We start from the raw sequence: 18635 nt of genomic DNA on the forward strand, positions 1-18635 counted from the left end.
AATGCCAGAGATCGACATCAAACCACGCAGTCGTGCCGTCACCGACGGGATCGAGGCGACCACTTCGCGCGGCATGCTCCGCGCCGTCGGCATGGGCGACGAGGACTGGGACAAGCCCCAGATCGGCATCGCGAGCTCGTGGAACGAGATCACCCCCTGCAACCTCTCGCTCGACCGCCTCGCACAGGGGGCCAAGGAGGGCGTGCACTCGGGCGGGGGATACCCGCTGCAGTTCGGCACCATCTCCGTCTCCGACGGCATCTCGATGGGCCACGAGGGCATGCACTTCTCGCTCGTCTCACGCGAGGTCATCGCCGACAGCGTCGAGACCGTGGTCATGGCCGAGCGCCTCGACGGCACGGTTCTGCTCGCCGGCTGCGACAAGTCGCTGCCGGGCATGCTCATGGCGGCCGCACGACTCGACCTCTCCTCGGTCTTCCTCTACGCCGGATCGATCGCGCCGGGTTGGGTCAAGCTCTCCGACGGCACCGAGAAGGAGGTCACGATCATCGACTCCTTCGAAGCGGTCGGGGCCTGCAAGGCCGGCAACATGAGCGAAGAGGACCTCAAACGCATCGAGTGCGCCATCGCCCCTGGCGAGGGTGCGTGCGGCGGGATGTACACGGCCAACACGATGGCGTCGGTCGCCGAGGCGCTCGGGATGAGCCTCCCGGGTTCGGCTTCGCCGCCCTCGGCCGATCGCCGTCGCGACTACTTCGCGCACCGTTCGGGCGAAGCCGTGGTCAACATGCTCCGACTCGGCATCACCGCGCGCGACATCCTGACGAAGGAGGCGTTCGAGAACGCCATCGCCGTCGCGATGGCCTTCGGCGGATCGACGAACGTGGTCCTGCACCTGCTCGCGATCGCCCGCGAGGCCGAGGTCGACCTCACGCTCGACGACTTCAACCGCATCGGCGACAAGGTGCCGCACATCGGCGACCTGAAGCCGTTCGGCCAGTACGTCATGAACGACGTCGACCGTCACGGCGGCGTCCCCGTCGTCATGAAGGCGCTGCTCGACGCCGGTCTGCTGCACGGCGACTGCCTCACCGTCACCGGCAAGACCGTCGCCGAGAACCTCGCCGACATCAACCCCGACCCGATCGACGGCACGGTCATCCGCACGCTCGACAACCCGATCCACGCGACCGGCGGCATCACGATCCTCAAGGGGTCGTTCGCGCCCGAGGGCGCCGTCGTGAAGACGGCCGGATTCGACGCCGAGGTCTTCGAAGGACCCGCGCGGGTCTTCGAACGTGAGCGCGGTGCCATGGACGCACTCACCGAGGGCAAGATCAACAAGGGCGACGTCGTCATCATCCGCTACGAGGGCCCGAAGGGCGGACCGGGGATGCGCGAGATGCTCGCGATCACGGCCGCCATCAAGGGCGCCGGACTCGGCAAGGATGTACTACTGTTGACGGACGGTCGATTCTCAGGCGGCACAACCGGACTGTGCATCGGCCACATAGCACCCGAAGCGGTGGACGCAGGTCCGATCGCCTTCGTGCGCGATGGTGATCTGATACGGGTCGATATCGCTGGCCGCTCGCTCGACCTACTCGTCGACGAAGCAGAGCTGGAAGCCCGCCGCGATGGCTGGGCGCCTCTTCCCCCGCGCTATACCCGTGGCGTTCTCGCAAAGTACTCTCGTCTCGTGCACTCCGCAGCGGAGGGCGCGATCACGGGATAACCGAGCATCTCGTTCGTGCATCTCATCGCTGAAGGAATCATCATGCCCACGGAATCCCAACCCGTGCCTCATCCCAGAACACCTGCGGCCCCGGCCGCACCGGAGATCCTGACGGGAGCCCAGGCGATCGTCCGATCGCTCGAGCTCCTCGGGGTCACCGACATCTTCGGTCTGCCCGGCGGCGCGATCCTGCCGACCTACGACCCGCTGATGGACTCGACGAAGCTCCGTCACATCCTGGTCCGACACGAGCAGGGCGCCGGCCACGCGGCGGAAGGATACGCCGCCGCCGGTGGCGGGATCGGCGTGTGCATCGCGACGTCGGGCCCCGGCGCGACGAACCTCGTCACCGCCATCGCCGACGCCTACATGGACTCGGTGCCGATGGTCGCAATCACCGGTCAGGTGTTCTCGACCCTCATGGGCACTGACGCGTTCCAGGAGGCGGACATCGTCGGCATCACCATGCCGATCACGAAGCACTCCTTCCTCGTCAAGACCCCGGAGGAGGTCCCGGCGGCCATCGCCGCGGCCTACGAGATCGCGGGTACCGGCCGTCCCGGACCGGTGCTGGTCGACATCACGAAGGACGCCCAGCAGGCCGAGGCGCCGTTCATCTGGCCGCCGAAGGTCGACCTGCCCGGCTACCGCCCGGTGACGAAGGCGCACGGCAAGCAGATCCAGGCCGCTGCGCAGCTGCTCGTCAACGCCAAGAAGCCGGTGCTGTACGTCGGAGGCGGCGTGATCCGCTCCAAGGCCTCCGAGGAACTGCTCGCGCTGGCGGAGGCGACCGGGGCTCCGGTGGTGACGACGCTCATGGCTCGCGGGGCGTTCCCCGACTCGCACACGCAGCACCTCGGCATGCCCGGCATGCACGGCACCGTCCCGGCAGTGCTCGCGCTGCAGGAGGCCGACCTGCTCGTGTCGCTCGGAGCCCGGTTCGACGACCGCGTGACCGGCAAGGCCTCGCTCTTCGCGCCGAACGCCAAGGTCGTCCACGTGGATGTCGACCCGGCAGAGATCTCGAAGATCCGCATCGCGGACGTCCCCATCGTGGGCGACGCGAAGGACGTCATCGTCGACCTCCAGTCGGCGTTCGAGTCGGCCGCCCGCGAGGTCACCCCCGACATCGCCGAGTGGTGGTCCTACCTCGACGGCCTCCGCGAGGAGTTCCCGCTGGGCTACGCCGAGCCGACCGACGGTCTGCTCTCGCCACAGCACGTCATCTCCCGCATCGGCGAGATCACCGGGCCGGAGGGCGTCTTCGCGTCGGGCGTCGGCCAGCACCAGATGTGGGCGGCGCAGTTCATCAAGTACGAGCGTCCGAACTCCTGGCTGAACTCCGGCGGTGCCGGGACCATGGGTTACTCGGTCCCCGCGGCCATGGGTGCCAAGGTGGCCCAGCCCGACCGCCACGTGTGGGCGATCGACGGCGACGGCTGCTTCCAGATGACCAACCAGGAACTCGCGACCTGCACGATCAACAACATCCCGATCAAGGTCGCGATCATCAACAACTCCTCACTGGGCATGGTCCGACAGTGGCAGACGCTCTTCTACGACGGTCGGTACTCGAACACCGACCTGAACACCGGGCACGACACCATCCGGGTCCCCGATTTCGTCAAGCTGGCCGAGGCCTACGGTTGCCTCGCGATCCGCGTGACGAAGGAGGAGGAGGTCGACGCCGCCATCAAGCTCGCCCTGGAGACGAACGACCGTCCGGTCGTCATCGACTTCGTGGTGAGTGCGGACGCGATGGTGTGGCCGATGGTGCCGCAGGGTGTCAGCAACAGCTACGTCCAGTACGCCAAGGACCACAGTCCGTCGTTCGATGAGGAGGCCTGAGCATGAGCAGCCACGTCCTGAGCCTCCTCGTCGAGGACAAGCCCGGTCTGTTGACCCGCGTCGCCGGGTTGTTCGCCCGCCGGGGCTTCAACATCGAGAGCCTCGCGGTCGGCCACAGCGAGATCGAGGGCCTGTCCCGGATCACGGTCGTCGTCGACGTCGAGGAGCTTCCGCTCGAGCAGGTGACGAAGCAGCTGAACAAGCTCATCAACGTCATCAAGATCGTCGAGCTGGATCCGGCGCAGTCCGTCCAGCGCGAGCACCTGCTCATCAAGGTCCGCGTCGACAACTCCACCCGTTCCCAGGTGCTGGAAGCCGTCAACCTGTTCCGGGCCCGCGTCGTCGACGTGGCGACCGACGCCCTCGTGATCGAGGTCACGGGCGACTCCGGGAAGACGACCGCGCTCCTCAAGGTGCTCGAGCCCTACGGCATCAAGGAGATCGCCCAATCGGGTCTCCTCGCCATCGGGCGCGGCTCGAAGTCCATCACCGAACGCGTCTTCAAGAACTAGTCGCATCTGCGACGTATTGCGAAACCACAACCAAGGAGAGAACCACCAGTGACTGAGATTTTCTACGACCAGGACGCAGACCTGTCGCTCATCCAGGGCAAGAAGGTTGCCGTTATCGGCTACGGCTCGCAGGGCCACGCACATGCGCTCAACCTCCGCGACTCCGGTGTCGAGGTCGTCGTCGGCCTGAAGGACGGCTCGAAGTCGATCGCCAAGGCCGAGGAGCAGGGCTTCACCGTCAAGAACGTCGCCGACGCCTCCGCATGGGCCGACGTCATCGTCATCCTCGCTCCGGACCAGCACCAGCGCACGATCTTCGCCGAGTCCATCAAGGACCAGCTCGCTCCGGGCAAGGCGCTCGTCTTCGGCCACGGCTTCAACATCCGCTTCGGCTACATCGAGGCTCCCGAGGGCGTCGACATCTTCATGGTCGCCCCGAAGGGACCGGGCCACACCGTCCGTCGCGAGTACGAGGCCGGCCGTGGCGTCCCCGTCATCGTCGCCGTCGAGAAGGACGAGACCGGTGGCGCCTGGGCGCTCGCCTGGTCCTACGCCAAGGCGATCGGCGGCCTCCGTGCCGGCGGCATCAAGACCACCTTCACCGAGGAGACCGAGACCGACCTCTTCGGCGAGCAGGCCGTCCTGTGCGGTGGTGTCTCGCAGCTGATCCAGTACGGCTTCGAAACCCTCACCGAGGCCGGGTACCAGCCGCAGATCGCCTACTTCGAGGTGCTCCACGAGCTGAAGCTCATCGTCGACCTCATCTGGGAGGGTGGCATCGCCAAGCAGCGTTGGAGCGTCTCCGACACGGCTGAGTACGGCGACTACGTCTCCGGCCCGCGTGTCATCGACCCGAGCGTCAAGACCAACATGCAGGCGGTCCTCAAGGACATCCAGGACGGCACCTTCGCCAAGCGCTTCATCGACGACCAGGACGCCGGCGCGCCCGAGTTCCTCGAGCTGCGCAAGAAGGGTGAGGACCACCCGATCGAGGCCACCGGTCGCGAGCTGCGCAAGCTCTTCGCATGGAACGCCTCGAACGACGACGACTACGTCGACGGCAGCGTCGCCCGCTAGTCTCCGCTCGTCCAGCCGCTCAGCGGCGCCGAGCCGGAACGCCCGCCCCGATCCGTCGGGGCGGGCGTTCCGTCGTCTGCGGAAGACCTCAGGCTGTCGTCGCTCCGATCGTGCCGGGCTCGAGGAAGATCTCGATGACCGGGATCGGGGTGTCGGGTTCACCGATCGGCAGGTGCAGGGTCACCGTGTCGGGACCGAGTCCCTTCGGTTGGGTGTGCTGGTTCGGCAGGTCGTGCTCCGGGCGATGCACCTGGAAGGGCACCTCGGAGCCGTCCGACAACAGCTGGGCGTAGCGCACCCGGCCGCCGAGACCGGGCAGGTGCAGGTGCACGAACGGCCAGGCGAAGACGTGCACGTACAGCCGGTCGCCCCGTTGCGTGTACCGGACGTCGGTCGGACTGCTGAACTCCGACGGGCCGCATCCTCGGATCGCCCGCTCGTGGAGCGCGAACCAGTCGGCGAGAACGTCGAGTCGTTCGATCGCGCGCGGATCGATCGTCCCGCGCGCGGTCGGTCCGATGTTCAGCAGCATGTTGCCGTTCTTCGAGACCGAATCGATGAGCATCCGCAGGAGCAACTCCGGCGACTTGTATTCGAGGTTGTCGCGGTCGTACCCCCAGCTGCCGTTCAGGGTCTGGCAGGCCTCCCACCGGAGGGGGTCGCCGTCGGGACCGACCGGCGTCACCACGGGCTGATACTGCTCCGGGGTGGTGACGTCGCCCGGGAGTTCGAGGCGGTCGTTGATGAGGATCTCCGGCTGCAGCCCGCGGATCATCTCGACGAGTTCCTCGGAGCCCCAGTCGGCGGCGCCCTTGCCCGGCAGGCCTTCGATGCCCTGCGAGTAGCTGAAGTCGAAGAAGAGGTAGTCGATCGGGCCGTAACCGGTGAGCAGCTCGCGCACCTGGCCGTGCAGATAGTCGCGATAGCGGGACCAGTCCCGGTCGGCGTTCGCGGCGAGCGCCTCGGCGTCCTCGCGTCGCGGGTGGATGCCGTCGACCGTGAAATCGGGGTGATGCCAGTCGATGAGCGAGTGGTAGAAGCCGATCCGGAGTCCCTCGGCGCGGAACGCCTCCACGAACTCCGCCACGAGGTCACGGCCGGCGGGCGTGTGCGTGGACGTGAAGTCGGTGAGCGCCGAGTCCCACAGGCAGAAGCCGTCGTGGTGCTTCGTCGTGAGGACCGCGTACCGGAAGCCGGCCGCCCTGGCCTGCTTGGCCCAGGAGCGGGGGTCGAACCGGTCGGGGTCGAAGTGTTCGCGGTAGCGCTCGTAGTGTTCGGCCGAGAGGCGCTCCCGCGTCTGCACCCACTCGTGGCGTGCGGGGAGGGCGTAGAGGCCCCAGTGCAGGAACAGTCCGAATCTCGCCTCGTCGAACCAGGCGGTGTCGGGTCTGGGGATGGTGGTCTCGGTCACGGCGGCCCTTCGATCGTCGAGTGGGTTCACGGCGGTGCGGGGGCAGGCTAACACGAAAGGTCGGATGTCTGCTGTCTCGTGGACCGGTGTGGTCGGGCCAGCGGACTTGCTATGTGTCGGTGGTTGGAACGTCGTTGGATTCGGAGAACTGCACGGGTATGCCGGTGTCCAATGACGCCTTCGCCGCCAACGCGACGGTCAGGGCCGCGAGGGCGCTCCGGCCGGTCACCCGGAACGGTTGGACGTCTCGATCGACGCAGTCGAGGAAGGAGGCCATCTGCCGTCGGTAGGGATCGGTCTCGTCGAGGCCGACGAAGCCGTGCGCGGCGGCCGACCCGAGCGCGTCGATCGCGAGCGGCGGTGTGTGGGTCGGGGACGCGCCGACGAATCGGTGGGCGATGAGCCCGGTGCTGCCGAGCACCTCGATGGCCGAGCTGAAGCCGAAGGCCGGCGGGAGCTCCATGGAGGTGAGGACACGCCCGATGCCGCCGTCGGCGTAGTCGACGGTCGTCTCGATCGGGCGACCGGTGCCGGTGCGGCGTGCTGACACGGATCGCGGCTGGCCGAGGACCTGGTTCAATTGGTCGAAGTCGTGGATCGCGAAGTCGACGAGGGGGCCGCCGGAGCGTCGCTCGTCCTGCCACCACGGTGACGGGGCGGTAGGGGAGCTCAGCCGTTCGGCCGTGACGGCGAGGGGTGTGCCGACGGCGCCGGCGCGCACCGCGTCGTCGATCGCCTCGTACCCGCCGAAGAACCGGACGACGTGCGCGACCATGAATATCCGGTCGGACGCGTCGGCGGTGCGCAGGATCGCGTGGGCGTCGGCGAGCGTCAGGGCGATCGGTTTCTCCAGCAGGACGTGTTTGCCGGCACGGAGCGCGCTGACGGCGAGGTCACGATGGGTGTCGGTCGGCGTGCAGATGACGACGATGCCCACGGAGGCATCGAGGAACACCTCGTCGACCGAGGTGGTGAGTCGTGCTGCCGGTGCCTCCGGCATGGCTCTCGGCGACCGGGCCGAGCACAGGTAGGCGATCCGGTCCGCTGCACCGAGTCCGGCGAGCGCGCGGACGTGCGCCAGTCCCATGGCACCGGTGCCGATGACGGCGATCCGGTCCGCCGTCACCGCGTCGCCCCTGCGGCTAGGTCCTCGCGCAGGCGGCTGAGGGTCGCGTCGTCGACGTCCCCGCCCAGCATTCTGATGCCCAGGGCGGCGGCTCCGACGAGGCCGTCGGCGACCGGGACGAGTCGGGCCCCGGCGGCAGCCGATGACAGGCGCTCCGCGGCGGAGGGGACGGACGGGAGGAGTCCGTCGACGAGCACGCTGCCGCCGACGACGAGCGTGCGCTCTCGGTGGTCGGGACCCGGAGCCAGCACCCGTTCGACGAGGACGGCCAAACGGTCCACGGCAGCGTCGAGGATGGACCGCGCGACCTCGTCGTCCGCGGCTTGGAAGGCGAGCGGCGCCAGGCGGGCGATGGCGATGGGGGGACCGTCGTTCACCGAGCGGATGAGTGTGTCGAGTACCGGGGACCGGCGGTGGTCGGCGCCACCGGATGAGGACGGGTCCGGAGTGGACCCGATCGCCTGGGAGAGCAGCCGGGTGAGGCCCGTGCGGGGTCCGATGCCGTCGAGATCGGCGGCGACCGCGCGGATCACGCGTCGGGCGATCCAGAATCCGGAGCCGCCATCACCGAGGAGCCAGCCGGCGCCGCCCACCTCTCGGACGACCAGACGGTCCCTGATCCGTCCCGCGACGCTCCCGGTCCCCGCGACGAGTACGACGCCGTCCGGCGACGCCGAGCCGGAGCCGTACATGCCGAGCAGATCCGGCTCGATGACGACCGGTCCGAGTCCGAGCGGTACGAGGTGCGCGTCCAGGGCGCGGCGGTAGGCGTCGGACACCTGCCCCGCCTGCGTGATCACCACGAGCGACCCGGACGGGAGAGGCGACATGGACGTCGTCGTCCTGGCCAGGTCGAGCGCGGCACGAGCTGCGAGCGCGATCTGCGTGGCGGCGCTGTCCACGCCGGACGAGGTCGGATTCCCGCCGCCCGCCCGACCGGAACCGAGGCGACGTCCGGAGGCGTCGACGAGCACCGCCCGGGACGAGGTGCCGCCGGCGTCGACCGCCAGAGTTGTTTTCATGGTCGTCATCATCTCGAAACATGTTGCCGTGGGCCACAACGTACTGTAAGAATCAGTTTCGCGTCACTCCAACGAAGGAGAAAAGGAATTTCCATGACTGTTTCCATCCGCACCGACCCACCGGTCGAGCACGCCACCGGCGTGACCAACCGGATTCGGTCGCGGATGCCGGAGATGTCCGGGGTCATGCTGCGTATCGCGGACTATCTGTTGGAGAACCCCGACGCCCCCCTGACCCTCACGATCGGTGAACTCGCCGCCGATTCGGGCGTCTCAGCGGCGACCATCACCCGCTTCTGCCGGATCATCGGATACACCGGCTACGCGCCGTTCCGGGTCGACCTCGCCAAGGACTTCGGTCGCAGCACCGCTCGCGACTCCTGGCAGACCGACATCGGCCGGGCGTTCGGTCCCGACGACTCGGCGCCGGACGTCCTGAGCACGCTGCTCAACGCGCACACGCGGACGCTGCGGGAGACCGCCGACGTGATCGACCTCGAGGTCATGCTCGAGATCGCCGCAGCCATCGCGCGCAGCCGGAACGTCGACATCTACGGTGTGGGCGGCAGCGCGATGCTCGCCGACGAGATGCAGGCCAGGCTGTACCGGATCGGCATCAGCACGCACGCCTGGTCGGAGGTCCACGCGGGCCTCACGAGCGCTGCGATCCAGGGCCCCGACTCGGTCGCCCTGGGGATCAGCAACACCGGGCGCACCGAGGAGACCATCCAGATGCTCCGCCAGGCGGGTCGCGCGGGCGCGCTCACCGTGGCGATCAGCAACAACCCGGACTCCCCGCTCGTCGCCGCGTCGACCCTGGCCATCATCACCTCGGCCCACGAACGGTTCCTGCAGCCCGACGACCTCTCCGCCAAGCACGGTCAGCTGTTCGTCCTGGATCTGTTGTACCTGTTCGTCGCGCAGCAGAACTTCGAGCGCACGACCAAGCGCCTCGCGGCCTCCGCCCTCGCGGTCGCCCCGCACCGCCGACCGACCAAGGCCGGCGCCCTGTCCGAGACTGCTTCGCCCGTGGGCGTCTGAGAGGAACCGAATGAGCACCACATCCACCACGAACTGGACCGATCACGTCGATCGCTACACCGACGAGGTGACCTCGCGCCTCGCGGACATCACCCGGGCGGCGCGGTCCGGCGAACTCGACCCCGCGATCGACCTGCTGGTCGCGGCCCTCGAGCGCGGAGCGGTCATCCAGGCGTTCGGCACCGGCCACTCGGAGGCGTTCGCGATGGAGATCGCCGGACGCGCCGGGGGACTGATCCCGACGAACAAGATCGCGCTGCGGGACGTCGTCCTCCGCGGCGCACGGTCCGTCGACGACCTCGGTGGTGCCGCGCTGGAGCGCAGCGGCGATGTCGCAGCGGAGCTCTTCGCGATCTCTCCGGTGGGGGAGGGTGACGTGTTAATCATCGCGTCGAACTCCGGCGTCAACGGGTCGATCGTGGGACTCGCCCTGATCGCCAAGGAACACGGCCACCCCGTCATCGCCGTGACCTCGCTCGAGCACACCTCGCGCGTCGAGCCGAAGCACCCGAGCGGGCTGCGGCTCTCCGAGGTGGCCGACGTGGTGCTCGACAACCGTGCTCCGTTCGGTGACGCGACCATCGAGGTCCAGGACGGCGTCCCGGTCGGCGCGGTGTCCTCGATCACGGCGGCCTACCTCGCGCAGCTCCTCACCATCGGCGTCGCGGCGAGGATCGCGGACACCGGCGAGACCCCACCGCTCTACATCTCGGCCAACATCCCGGGCGGCGACGAGCACAACAGTGTGCTCGAGGACCGCTACCGAGGCCGGATCAGACGTGACGCCTGAACCCGAGGCGTCGCTGTACCCGCACCACACACCCGACAACACCACCCCGACAGCACCACACCCGGGCAACACTCGAATCACTGGAAGGTAGACCGATGGACAAGCAGCCAGCAACGCTCCAACGCCGCGATTTCCTGCGAGGAGCACTCGCGACCGCGATCCTCCTCCCGCTGGGCGGGACGCTCGCGTCCTGTGTCGGCGGCGGAGGCGGGGCGACGACCACCGGCGGACCGGTCTCGGCCGACAACCCGTTCGGGATGGCCGCCAACTCGACCGTCGACGCCGTCATCTTCAAGGGCGGGTACGGCATCGAGTACACCGAGTTCGCCGGGAAGCTCGTCGAGAAGCAGCAGGCGGGCTCGACCGTCAAGGTCACGGCCGCCACGAACATCGCGCAGACCCTCCAGCCGCGGTTCGTCGCCGGCAACCCGCCGGACGTCATCGACAACAGCGGTGCCGGCCTCATCGGCATCAACACCATCCGCGAGCAGCTCGCCGACCTGACGGACGTCATCGAGGCGAAGAACTACGAGGGCAAGGTCATCAAGGACACCCTGTACCCGGGTGTCGTCGAGCCGGGCACCTTCGACGGCAAGTTCGTGCAGTTGAACTACGTGCTGACGGTCTACGCGATCTGGTACTCGGCGGCACTCTTCGAGGCCAACGGCTGGACGCCCCCGAAGACCTGGGCCGAGGCGCTCGACCTCGGTGCGAAGGCCAAAGCGCAGGGCAAATACCTGTTCGGTTGGGGCACCGAGGCGGCCACCTACTACCTCACGATGGCGATTGCCTCGGCGATCAAGGAGGGTGGCGACGAGGTCCGTCTCGCGCTCGAGAACCTCGAAGCCGATTGCTGGTCGAAGCCGGCCGTGCAGGACGTGCTCACCGCGATGAAGCAGATCGTCGACGCCGGTTACATCAAGCCCGGCGGTGCGGGGACGCAGTTCACCGCGGCCCAGGCCCAGTGGAGCAACTCGGAGGACTTCATCCTCTACCCCTCGGGTGGCTGGATCGAGAACGAGATGAAGACCCAGACGAAGGACGGGTTCAAGATGACGGGGGCCCCGGAGCCGACCGTCACCGCGAACTCGGCCCTGCCGTACACGGCGCTCCACAGCACCGCGGGTGAAGGCTTCATCGTCCCGTCGCAGGGCAAGAACGTCGGCGGCGGCAAGGAGTTCCTGCGGGCCATGCTGTCGAACGACGCCGCGGTGAACTTCGCCAAGACGACCTTCTCGTCGACGATCGTCAAGGACACGATCCCCGAGGACGGCTTCGGCTCGACGGCGCTCGTGTCCCAGGTGAAGATGCTGAACGACGCCGGCTCCGATGTGTTCTCGTGGAACTTCATCGACCTCTACGGGCTCAACACGGACCTCCTCGTTCTGTGGAACACGTTCCTGCAGGGCGGTTCCGACGTCGCCACGCTCACCAAGGGCATGCAGGACATCTCCGACAAGGTCCGCAACGACGACTCCGTGGACAAGGTCACCGTCAAATGACGGCTGTCGGCACACCGCTCGGGAAGGTGGGAGGGGCTACCCCTCCCGCCGCCCGGCGGCTGCGCCGCCGGGACTTCACGTTCGACCGGGTCACGTTCTTCCTGGTCTTCCTGATCGTGCCGGTGGTGGGGTACGTCGTCTTCGTGGTGTCGCCGTTCGCGCAAGCGGCGTACTACTCGTTGACGAACTGGTCCGGGTTCTCCCCGGGGATGGACTTCGTCGGGTTCTCGAACTACACGAAGCTCTTCCAGGACCAGACCTTCCTCCAGTCCATGGGCAACAGCGTCGCGCTCGCGATCGTCCTGCCGCTCGTGACCCTCGGGATTGCGTTCCTCTTCGCCTCCCTCATCACGATCGGTGGACCGAGCAACGGTCCGATCCGCGGCCTCCGCAACTCGAGCGTGTACCGCGTGATCACCTTCTTCCCGTACGTCGTGCCGGCCATCGTCATCGGCCTCATCTGGAAGCAGATCTACGACCCGTCGTCCGGCCTGCTGAACGGCTTCCTGACCGGCATCGGGCTCGACCAGTTCACGTCCTTCGCCTGGCTCGGTTCGCCGGACACGGCGATGATCGCGACCATGTTCGTCATCGTCTGGGGACTCATCGGGTTCTACACGGTGCTCTTCATCGCCGCGATCAAGGGCGTGCCGGCCGAGGTCTACGAGGCGGCACGGATCGACGGGGCGGGTCGCCTGCGGACCGCGCTCACGATCACGATCCCGTTGATCCGGGACAACATCCAGACGGCGTACATCTACATGGGCATCCTCGCCCTCGACGCATTTGTGTACATGGCCGCGTTGAATCCCGGCGGCGGCCCGTCCAACACGACGCTCGTGATGTCGCAGCAGCTCTTCACGACGGCGTTCACCAAGGGCCAGTTCGGCTACGCCTGTGCGATGGGAGTCGTGCTCGCGCTCGTCACCCTGATGTTCGCGGGCGTCGTCTTCCTGGTCAGCCGACTCACCGGCGGCAACGATGAAGGGGTGGCGGAATGACCGTCCAGACCACGGCGACGACCGCGAACCCGGCGGTCGTCGGAACCGGCACGCGCATACCGGCTAGCCGCAAGCCGACCACGGGCGACCGCGTCGTCGGGACGGCATCGCACACGGTGCTCATCATCTGGTCGATCGTGGTCGTCGTCCCGCTGCTCTGGACGGTCATGTCGTCGTTCAAGACGAGCTCCGAGATCTTCGCCTCGCCGTTCTCGCTGCCGTCGACATGGAACTTCGACAACTACGTGAACGCGTGGACGACGGCCGGTATCGGGAGCTTCTTCCTGAACTCGATCGTGGTGGTGTTCGGCGCCCTCATCGTGACCATGTTGTTCGGCTCGATGTGTGCGTACGTGCTGGCGCGGTTCCGCTTCTTCGGGAGCCGGGCCATCTACTACCTGATGCTCGCCGGCCTCACGTTCCCCGTGTTCCTCGCGATCGTGCCGTTGTTCTTCGTGCTGCAGAGCCTCGGGTTGCTCAACTCGCTCCCGGGACTCATCCTCACGTACGCGGCGTTCGCCTTCCCGTTCACGGTGTTCTTCCTGTTCTCGTTCTTCAAGTCGCTGCCGGTCTCCATCGCGGAGGCGGCCGCGATCGACGGAGCAGGGGAGTGGCGGACCTTCTTCCAGGTGATGCTGCCCATGGCGAGGCCGGGGCTCGCGACCGTTGCGATCCTCAACTTCGTGGGGCTGTGGAACCAGTTCCTCCTGCCCGTGGCGCTCAACTCGAACCCGCAGAACTACGTCCTGACGCAGGGGATGGCGTCGTTCGCCGCCCAGGCCGGGTACTCGGTGGACTTCGGTGCGCTCTTCGCGGCGTCCGTGATCACCGTGGTCCCCGTGCTCATCGTGTACCTGATCTTCCAGCGACAGCTGCAGGGTTCGGTGTCGCAGGGCACGGACAAGTAGCGCAGCGGCGTGCGCGTCCTCGGCTCGAGCGGATCACTGGAACAATGGGTCCAATGAGCCTCCAGTCGCCAGTCGCCGTCGAGATCGCCGTCCAGGACGTGGAGGGGGTCCGCATCGCCATCCGCGAGGGAGCCCAGCGGGTCGAGTTGTGCCAGGCCCTCGGCACCGGTGGGCTCACCCCCTCCATCGGACTGGTCATGGCGGCGGTCCGTGCTGCGGACGAAGCCGGGCTCAGCGACTTCGTGCACGTGCTCGTGCGTCCGCGAGAGGGTGGTTTCGTCTACTCGCCCGCGGAGATCGACGTCATGTCCGGCGACATCCTCGCGCTCGAGGCCGCGGGTGCTGCGGGCATCGTCGTCGGCGCCCTCCGGTCCGACCGGACGATCGACCTGGAGGCGCTGGCTCAGCTGCGTCAGGCTGCGGGCTCGCTCGCCGTGACGTTCCACCGGGCCGTCGACGCCACGACCGACCCCGTGCGGTCCGCCGACCAGCTGCGCGACGCCGGTGTGGACCGTCTGTTGACCTCCGGCGGCGCGCGCGCGAGTATCGACGGCGCGGAGAAGCTCGCGCAGATGGCCTCGAAGGGTGACAGCTCGATGCAGATCATGGCCGGTGGCGGCGTCACGATAGATGCGATCCCCGCCCTCGCCCGGGCGGGTGTCGACGCGGTGCACCTGTCCGCCCGTCGTCGTGCCGGCCGGGTCACCGAGACCGGCCCCGGCGGAGGGTCGCCGAGCTACGACATCACGGACGCGACGACCGTCGCTCGCGCGGTGGCCGCGGCCAGGCGCGCTGCCGTCGCCGTCTGAGATCCGTCGCCACCGAGAGGATCGTCGATCGGTCCTATCGAGCGATCAGAGCGCCACGATGACGAGGGCGAGGATCAGCACGAGCTGACCGATCAGTCGTGGGACGAACGGTACGGCGAGGCGACCGAACCGCTCGGGCTGGCGTGCGGCCGCGGCGTTCGCCGGGAACACCGCGACGAGGAACACGATCAGGCAGACCACTGCGGCGAGCCTGGTGGGTGGGACGAGCAGGCCGACGCCGCCCGCGATCTCGCACACACCGGTGAAGACGACGAGCATCCGCGGTGTGATGGTGCTGTTCCGGAAGGGTCCCGGGATCATCGCGGCCATGGTCTTCGCCGGTCCCGGGAGGAAGTGGAGGACTCCCATGCCGATGAACATGATCGCGAGGACGATGGTCAGGACGGACTGCAGGAGCGGGAACGGGTTCACCAGGCAATTCTGCTCCGTCGAGTGCAGATCGCCGCGCTCGACGGTCGGCCCGGCGGCGATAGGCTGGCGGTATGACTGAGCCGCGGGACGAAGACGCGCTGAGCTGGGCGGGCGACGACGATCCGACGCTCGACACCTCGGCTTCCGGCGACCGGACCACGCTCGAGCCCGCATCACAGGAGCCGATCACGCGTGGTCGGGCGACCGCGGCGGTCCCGTCGGCCTCGGAGCCCGCACGTCCGACCGCGGAACCGGTGGCCGCCGATGTCGAGGTCGACGTCGCGAAGCCGACCGATGGGGTCGCGGATGAGGCTGCCGCCGGAGACCGCGAGCAGATGAGTTCGGTCATGCTCGTCACGCTGGGCATCTTCGGTGGGGTCTTCCTGCTGTACAGCGTCGGTTGGCTGATCTCGGCGTTCCGTCCTGACGCGGCCGTCCCGAGCGACGCGGTCGGCCGATTCATGTTCGATCTCGGACAGGGACTCGCGGTCGCCGCGGGACCCGTCTGGATGGCGGCGACCCTCTGGTTGACCCGCGGCGGCAGGCCGGTCGTCAGGATCGCGATGCTCCTGCTCGGTGTCGTGCTCATCCTGCCCTGGCCGTTCCTCCGAGGAGTGTGACCCTGATGCCCTCCACCACCGCGGACCCCGTGTCGAAACCCGCCGCCGAGCGGCCCGGCTGGCTCAGCTGGTCCATCGCCGTCCTGTTCGGCCTGTTCTTCGCCTATGACGTCTTCGAGGCCGTCGGCAACCTCGTCGGCATCGTCGGAACGGCGAACGGCCTCGCCGTGCCGGTCCTGCCGCTCGGCTGGGTCGTCCTCATCGGCGGCCTGCTCCTGCCGATCGTGGCCTTCGCGATCGCCTTCTGGACCGGTCGCGACCGGTCGCTCGGCGAGCAGGCCGTGCGCTACCTCGTCGCACTGTGCGTCGTCGCGCCGATCTCGCTGTCGGTCCTCGCGATGTTCGGCGCCCAGCAGTTGATCGACCTCTCCGTCTGACCCGGCCGCCGCCTCGTCACACGACGAAGCGCCCGGTGCGCCTCCGATAGGCTTGCGATGGCCGCCGGACACCGACGCGCTGCCCACCCCACTGCTACTGCGAAGGAACCGTTCCGTGTCGAAACCGGTCGTACTGATCGCCGAAGAACTCTCACCAGCCACCGTCGACGCCCTCGGGCCCGACTTCGACGTGCGCTCCGTCGACGGGACGGACCGCCCGGCTCTGCTCGCGGCGATCGCCGACGCCGACGCCATCCTGGTCCGATCCGCGACCAAGGTCGACGAAGAGGCCATCCAGGCGGCCACCCGGTTGAAGGTCGTCGCGCGCGCGGGTGTCGGTCTCGACAACGTCGACATCAAGGCGGCCACGACGGCCGGGGTCATGGTCGTCAACGCGCCGACCTCGAACATCATCTCCGCGGCCGAGCTCACCGTCGGGCACATCCTGAGCCTCGCCCGCCACATCCCGGCCGCGCACGCAGCGCTCGCCCAGGGGCAGTGGAAGCGGTCCAAGTACACGGGTACCGAGCTGTACGAGAAGACCATCGGCATCATCGGCCTCGGCCGTATCGGTGCCCTCATCACGGCCCGTCTGCAGGCGTTCGGCACGAACGTCATCGCGTACGACCCCTACATCACGTCCGCTCGCGCGCAGCAGCTCGGGGTGCAGCTGGTCACGCTCGACGAGCTGCTGGCACAGTCCGACTTCATCACGATCCACATGCCGAAGACGCCGGAGACGACGGGCATGATCGCCGGCCCACAGTTCGCGCTGATGAAGCCGACGGCCTACGTCGTCAACGTCGCCCGAGGCGGCCTGATCGACGAGGACGCGCTGTACGAGGCGCTGTCCAACAACGTCATCGCCGGTGCCGGCCTCGACGTCTTCGTCAGCGAGCCGCCCACCGACACGAAGCTGCTCGGGCTCGAGAACGTCATCGTGACGCCGCACCTCGGTGCCTCCACCGATGAGGCGCAGGAGAAGGCCGGCGTCTCGGTCGCCAAGTCCGTGCGCCTCGCGCTCGGCGGCGAACTCGTCCCGGACGCGGTCAACGTCGCCGGCGGTGTGATCGACCCCTACGTCCGTCCCGGCATCCCGCTCGTCGAGAAGCTCGGGCAGGTCTTCGCCGCGCTGTCGACCTCATCGCTCACGAGCGTCGACGTCGAGGTCCACGGCGAACTGAGCGGGTACGACGTCAGCGTGCTGAAGCTGGCCGCGCTCAAGGGGATCTTCACGAACATCGTCAGCGAGACGGTCTCGTACGTGAACGCTCCGCTGCTCGCCGAGCAGCGCGGTGTCGTCACGCGCCTGCTCACCGACGAGGTGAGCGAGGAGTACCGCAACGTCATCACGCTGCGCGGAGCTCTCAGCGACGGATCGCAGATCTCGGTGTCGGGCACGCTGACGGGCACGAAGCAGACCGAGAAGATCGTCGAGATCAACGGCTACGACGTCGAGGTGCCGTTCGCGAAGCACCACATCGTGATGGTCTACACCGACCGGCCCGGCATCGTGGCCGTCTACGGTCAGCGTTTCGGCGAGGCGGGCATCAACATCGCGGGCATGCAGATCGCCCGTCACGAGGCCGGCGGCCCTGCGCTGAGCGTGCTGACGGTCGACTCACCGGTCGCAGACGACGTCCTCGAGGTCATCCGCGAGACGATCGACGCGACGCTGCTCCGCGAGATCGACATCACCGAGCAGTAGCCCGACCGCCGCTGCGACCCGATGCCCCGTGCCGACCGGTGCGGGGCATCGTCGTCGCTAGGTCGAGACGCCGACGCCGAGACGCCTTCGCCGCTTCGGTACGCCCGGCGGGGGTCGCGGCTCAGCGACCGCCGGCGGGAAGCAGTCGCGCGATGACGGCCAGGAGCCGCTCGATCGACTCGTCGCTGCCCTCATCGGGATCGCTGACCCCCATGCCGAGCTGCGCCGTGTTGGCGTAGAGGCCGTCGGACATCAACACGATCGCGCGGGCGGTGTCGGGATCGCCGACGGCGTCCTCCACCGTGCGCAACCAGCTCCGGCGGATGTCCGCCATCGCCTCGCTCGCCTGAGCGTGCTGTCCCTGCGCCAGCCGCGCGACGGCGATGATCGTCCGGTCGAACGGGGTGCCGCAGTCGACGGAGGTCCGCACGAAGTACTCGACGACACCCTCCGGGGCCGTGAGCATCCGCGCCGTGTCGGCCTCGCTCATGTCTGAGAGCCGCTCGATGAGGCCGTCGACGAGGGCCTCCTTGCTGCCGAAGTGGTAGAGCAGACCGCCCTTGGAGACGCCGGCCGCCGCGGCGACGGCGTCGAGGGTGGCGGCGCGTTCACCCTGCTCGATGAGGAGTTCGGCGAAGGCGTCGAGGACGCGTTCTCGGGCTGCGGTCTGCTTCGCCATGGCTCCATCGTATTCGGCTCGTCGGATTCGGATTGATACTATACCGGCTGGACGGTATAGTCGAGCAGGCGGCGCC

Annotated in this window: 18 protein-coding genes; 13 read left to right on the forward strand and 5 right to left on the reverse strand. The window is 68.0% G+C overall.

Annotated features, from left to right (window positions below):
• The first annotated feature begins 1 nt into the window (after window position 1).
• The 4 genes from ilvD to ilvC are packed head-to-tail and all read left to right on the forward strand — an operon-like array spanning window position 2 to window position 5133.
• Complete coding sequence (ilvD, locus tag BWO91_RS07785) at window positions 2-1696, forward strand: dihydroxy-acid dehydratase (protein WP_064296246.1); 1695 nt, start codon at window positions 2-4, stop codon at window positions 1694-1696.
• A gap of 42 nt (window positions 1697-1738) precedes the next feature.
• Window positions 1739-3544, forward strand: coding sequence for an acetolactate synthase large subunit (locus BWO91_RS07790; protein ID WP_064296247.1), 1806 nt, complete (start codon window positions 1739-1741; stop codon window positions 3542-3544).
• Between the two features lie 2 nt (window positions 3545-3546).
• Window positions 3547-4056: an acetolactate synthase small subunit gene (ilvN, locus tag BWO91_RS07795; protein ID WP_064296248.1), complete on the forward strand. Its 510-nt coding sequence runs from the start codon at window positions 3547-3549 to the stop codon at window positions 4054-4056.
• Window positions 4057-4104: 48 nt separating this feature from the next.
• Complete coding sequence (ilvC, locus tag BWO91_RS07800) at window positions 4105-5133, forward strand: ketol-acid reductoisomerase (protein WP_064296249.1); 1029 nt, start codon at window positions 4105-4107, stop codon at window positions 5131-5133.
• A gap of 88 nt (window positions 5134-5221) precedes the next feature.
• Here the strand turns inward: ilvC and BWO91_RS07805 are convergent, their stop codons facing one another.
• From BWO91_RS07805 to BWO91_RS07815, 3 genes are all read right to left on the reverse strand, one after another.
• The gene (locus BWO91_RS07805) at window positions 5222-6544 is read right to left on the reverse strand and encodes an alpha-L-fucosidase (RefSeq protein WP_240555724.1); all 1323 of its coding nucleotides are present in this window, start codon (window positions 6542-6544) and stop codon (window positions 5222-5224) included.
• Between the two features lie 109 nt (window positions 6545-6653).
• Window positions 6654-7670: a Gfo/Idh/MocA family protein gene (locus BWO91_RS07810; protein WP_079002194.1), complete on the reverse strand. Its 1017-nt coding sequence runs from the start codon at window positions 7668-7670 to the stop codon at window positions 6654-6656.
• Window positions 7667-8692: an N-acetylglucosamine kinase gene (locus BWO91_RS07815; RefSeq protein ID WP_167620452.1), complete on the reverse strand. Its 1026-nt coding sequence runs from the start codon at window positions 8690-8692 to the stop codon at window positions 7667-7669. The genes BWO91_RS07810 and BWO91_RS07815 overlap by 4 nt, the downstream gene beginning before the upstream one ends.
• A 93-nt stretch (window positions 8693-8785) precedes the next feature.
• On the opposite strand from BWO91_RS07815, the gene BWO91_RS07820 reads away from it, so the two are divergent.
• From BWO91_RS07820 to BWO91_RS07845, 6 genes are all read left to right on the forward strand, one after another.
• Entirely contained in the window at window positions 8786-9733 is a 948-nt protein-coding gene (locus BWO91_RS07820) for a MurR/RpiR family transcriptional regulator (protein WP_079002196.1), read from the forward strand.
• Between the two features lie 10 nt (window positions 9734-9743).
• Window positions 9744-10523, forward strand: coding sequence for a sugar isomerase domain-containing protein (locus BWO91_RS07825; protein WP_079002197.1), 780 nt, complete (start codon window positions 9744-9746; stop codon window positions 10521-10523).
• A 95-nt stretch (window positions 10524-10618) separates the two neighbouring features.
• On the forward strand, window positions 10619-12025 hold the full coding sequence (gene ngcE / locus BWO91_RS07830) for an N-acetylglucosamine/diacetylchitobiose ABC transporter substrate-binding protein (protein WP_064296252.1): 1407 nt from the start codon (window positions 10619-10621) through the stop codon (window positions 12023-12025).
• Window positions 12022-13026, forward strand: coding sequence for a carbohydrate ABC transporter permease (locus BWO91_RS07835; RefSeq protein WP_079002198.1), 1005 nt, complete (start codon window positions 12022-12024; stop codon window positions 13024-13026). The genes ngcE and BWO91_RS07835 overlap by 4 nt, the downstream gene beginning before the upstream one ends.
• Complete coding sequence (locus BWO91_RS07840; protein ID WP_079002199.1) at window positions 13023-13934, forward strand: carbohydrate ABC transporter permease; 912 nt, start codon at window positions 13023-13025, stop codon at window positions 13932-13934. The genes BWO91_RS07835 and BWO91_RS07840 overlap by 4 nt, the downstream gene beginning before the upstream one ends.
• 53 nt (window positions 13935-13987) lie before the next feature.
• Window positions 13988-14743 carry a copper homeostasis protein CutC gene (locus BWO91_RS07845; RefSeq protein ID WP_079002200.1) on the forward strand — a complete coding sequence of 252 codons (756 nt, stop codon included), beginning with the start codon at window positions 13988-13990 and terminating at the stop codon, window positions 14741-14743.
• Between the two features lie 45 nt (window positions 14744-14788).
• On the opposite strand, the gene BWO91_RS07850 is transcribed toward BWO91_RS07845, so the two are convergent.
• Window positions 14789-15175 carry a DoxX family protein gene (locus BWO91_RS07850; RefSeq protein ID WP_240555725.1) on the reverse strand — a complete coding sequence of 129 codons (387 nt, stop codon included), beginning with the start codon at window positions 15173-15175 and terminating at the stop codon, window positions 14789-14791.
• Between the two features lie 71 nt (window positions 15176-15246).
• On the opposite strand from BWO91_RS07850, the gene BWO91_RS07855 reads away from it, so the two are divergent.
• The 3 genes from BWO91_RS07855 to serA all read left to right on the forward strand — a co-directional run bounded on the left by BWO91_RS07855 (window position 15247) and on the right by serA (window position 17880).
• Window positions 15247-15795: a hypothetical protein gene (locus tag BWO91_RS07855; RefSeq protein ID WP_167620400.1), complete on the forward strand. Its 549-nt coding sequence runs from the start codon at window positions 15247-15249 to the stop codon at window positions 15793-15795.
• A 5-nt stretch (window positions 15796-15800) separates the two neighbouring features.
• Entirely contained in the window at window positions 15801-16172 is a 372-nt protein-coding gene (locus BWO91_RS07860; RefSeq protein WP_153303415.1) for a bacitracin resistance protein, read from the forward strand.
• 115 nt (window positions 16173-16287) lie between these two features.
• Window positions 16288-17880, forward strand: a complete 1593-nt coding sequence (gene serA, locus BWO91_RS07865) for a phosphoglycerate dehydrogenase (RefSeq protein ID WP_071260923.1) — start codon at window positions 16288-16290, stop codon at window positions 17878-17880.
• 121 nt (window positions 17881-18001) lie between these two features.
• Here the strand turns inward: serA and BWO91_RS20425 are convergent, their stop codons facing one another.
• The gene (locus tag BWO91_RS20425) at window positions 18002-18559 is read right to left on the reverse strand and encodes a TetR/AcrR family transcriptional regulator (RefSeq protein ID WP_079002204.1); all 558 of its coding nucleotides are present in this window, start codon (window positions 18557-18559) and stop codon (window positions 18002-18004) included.
• Between the last annotated feature and the right edge of the window lie 76 nt (window positions 18560-18635).

The organism is Plantibacter flavus (genome assembly GCF_002024505.1).
GTDB classification, from domain to species: Bacteria; Actinomycetota; Actinomycetes; order Actinomycetales; family Microbacteriaceae; genus Plantibacter; species Plantibacter flavus_A.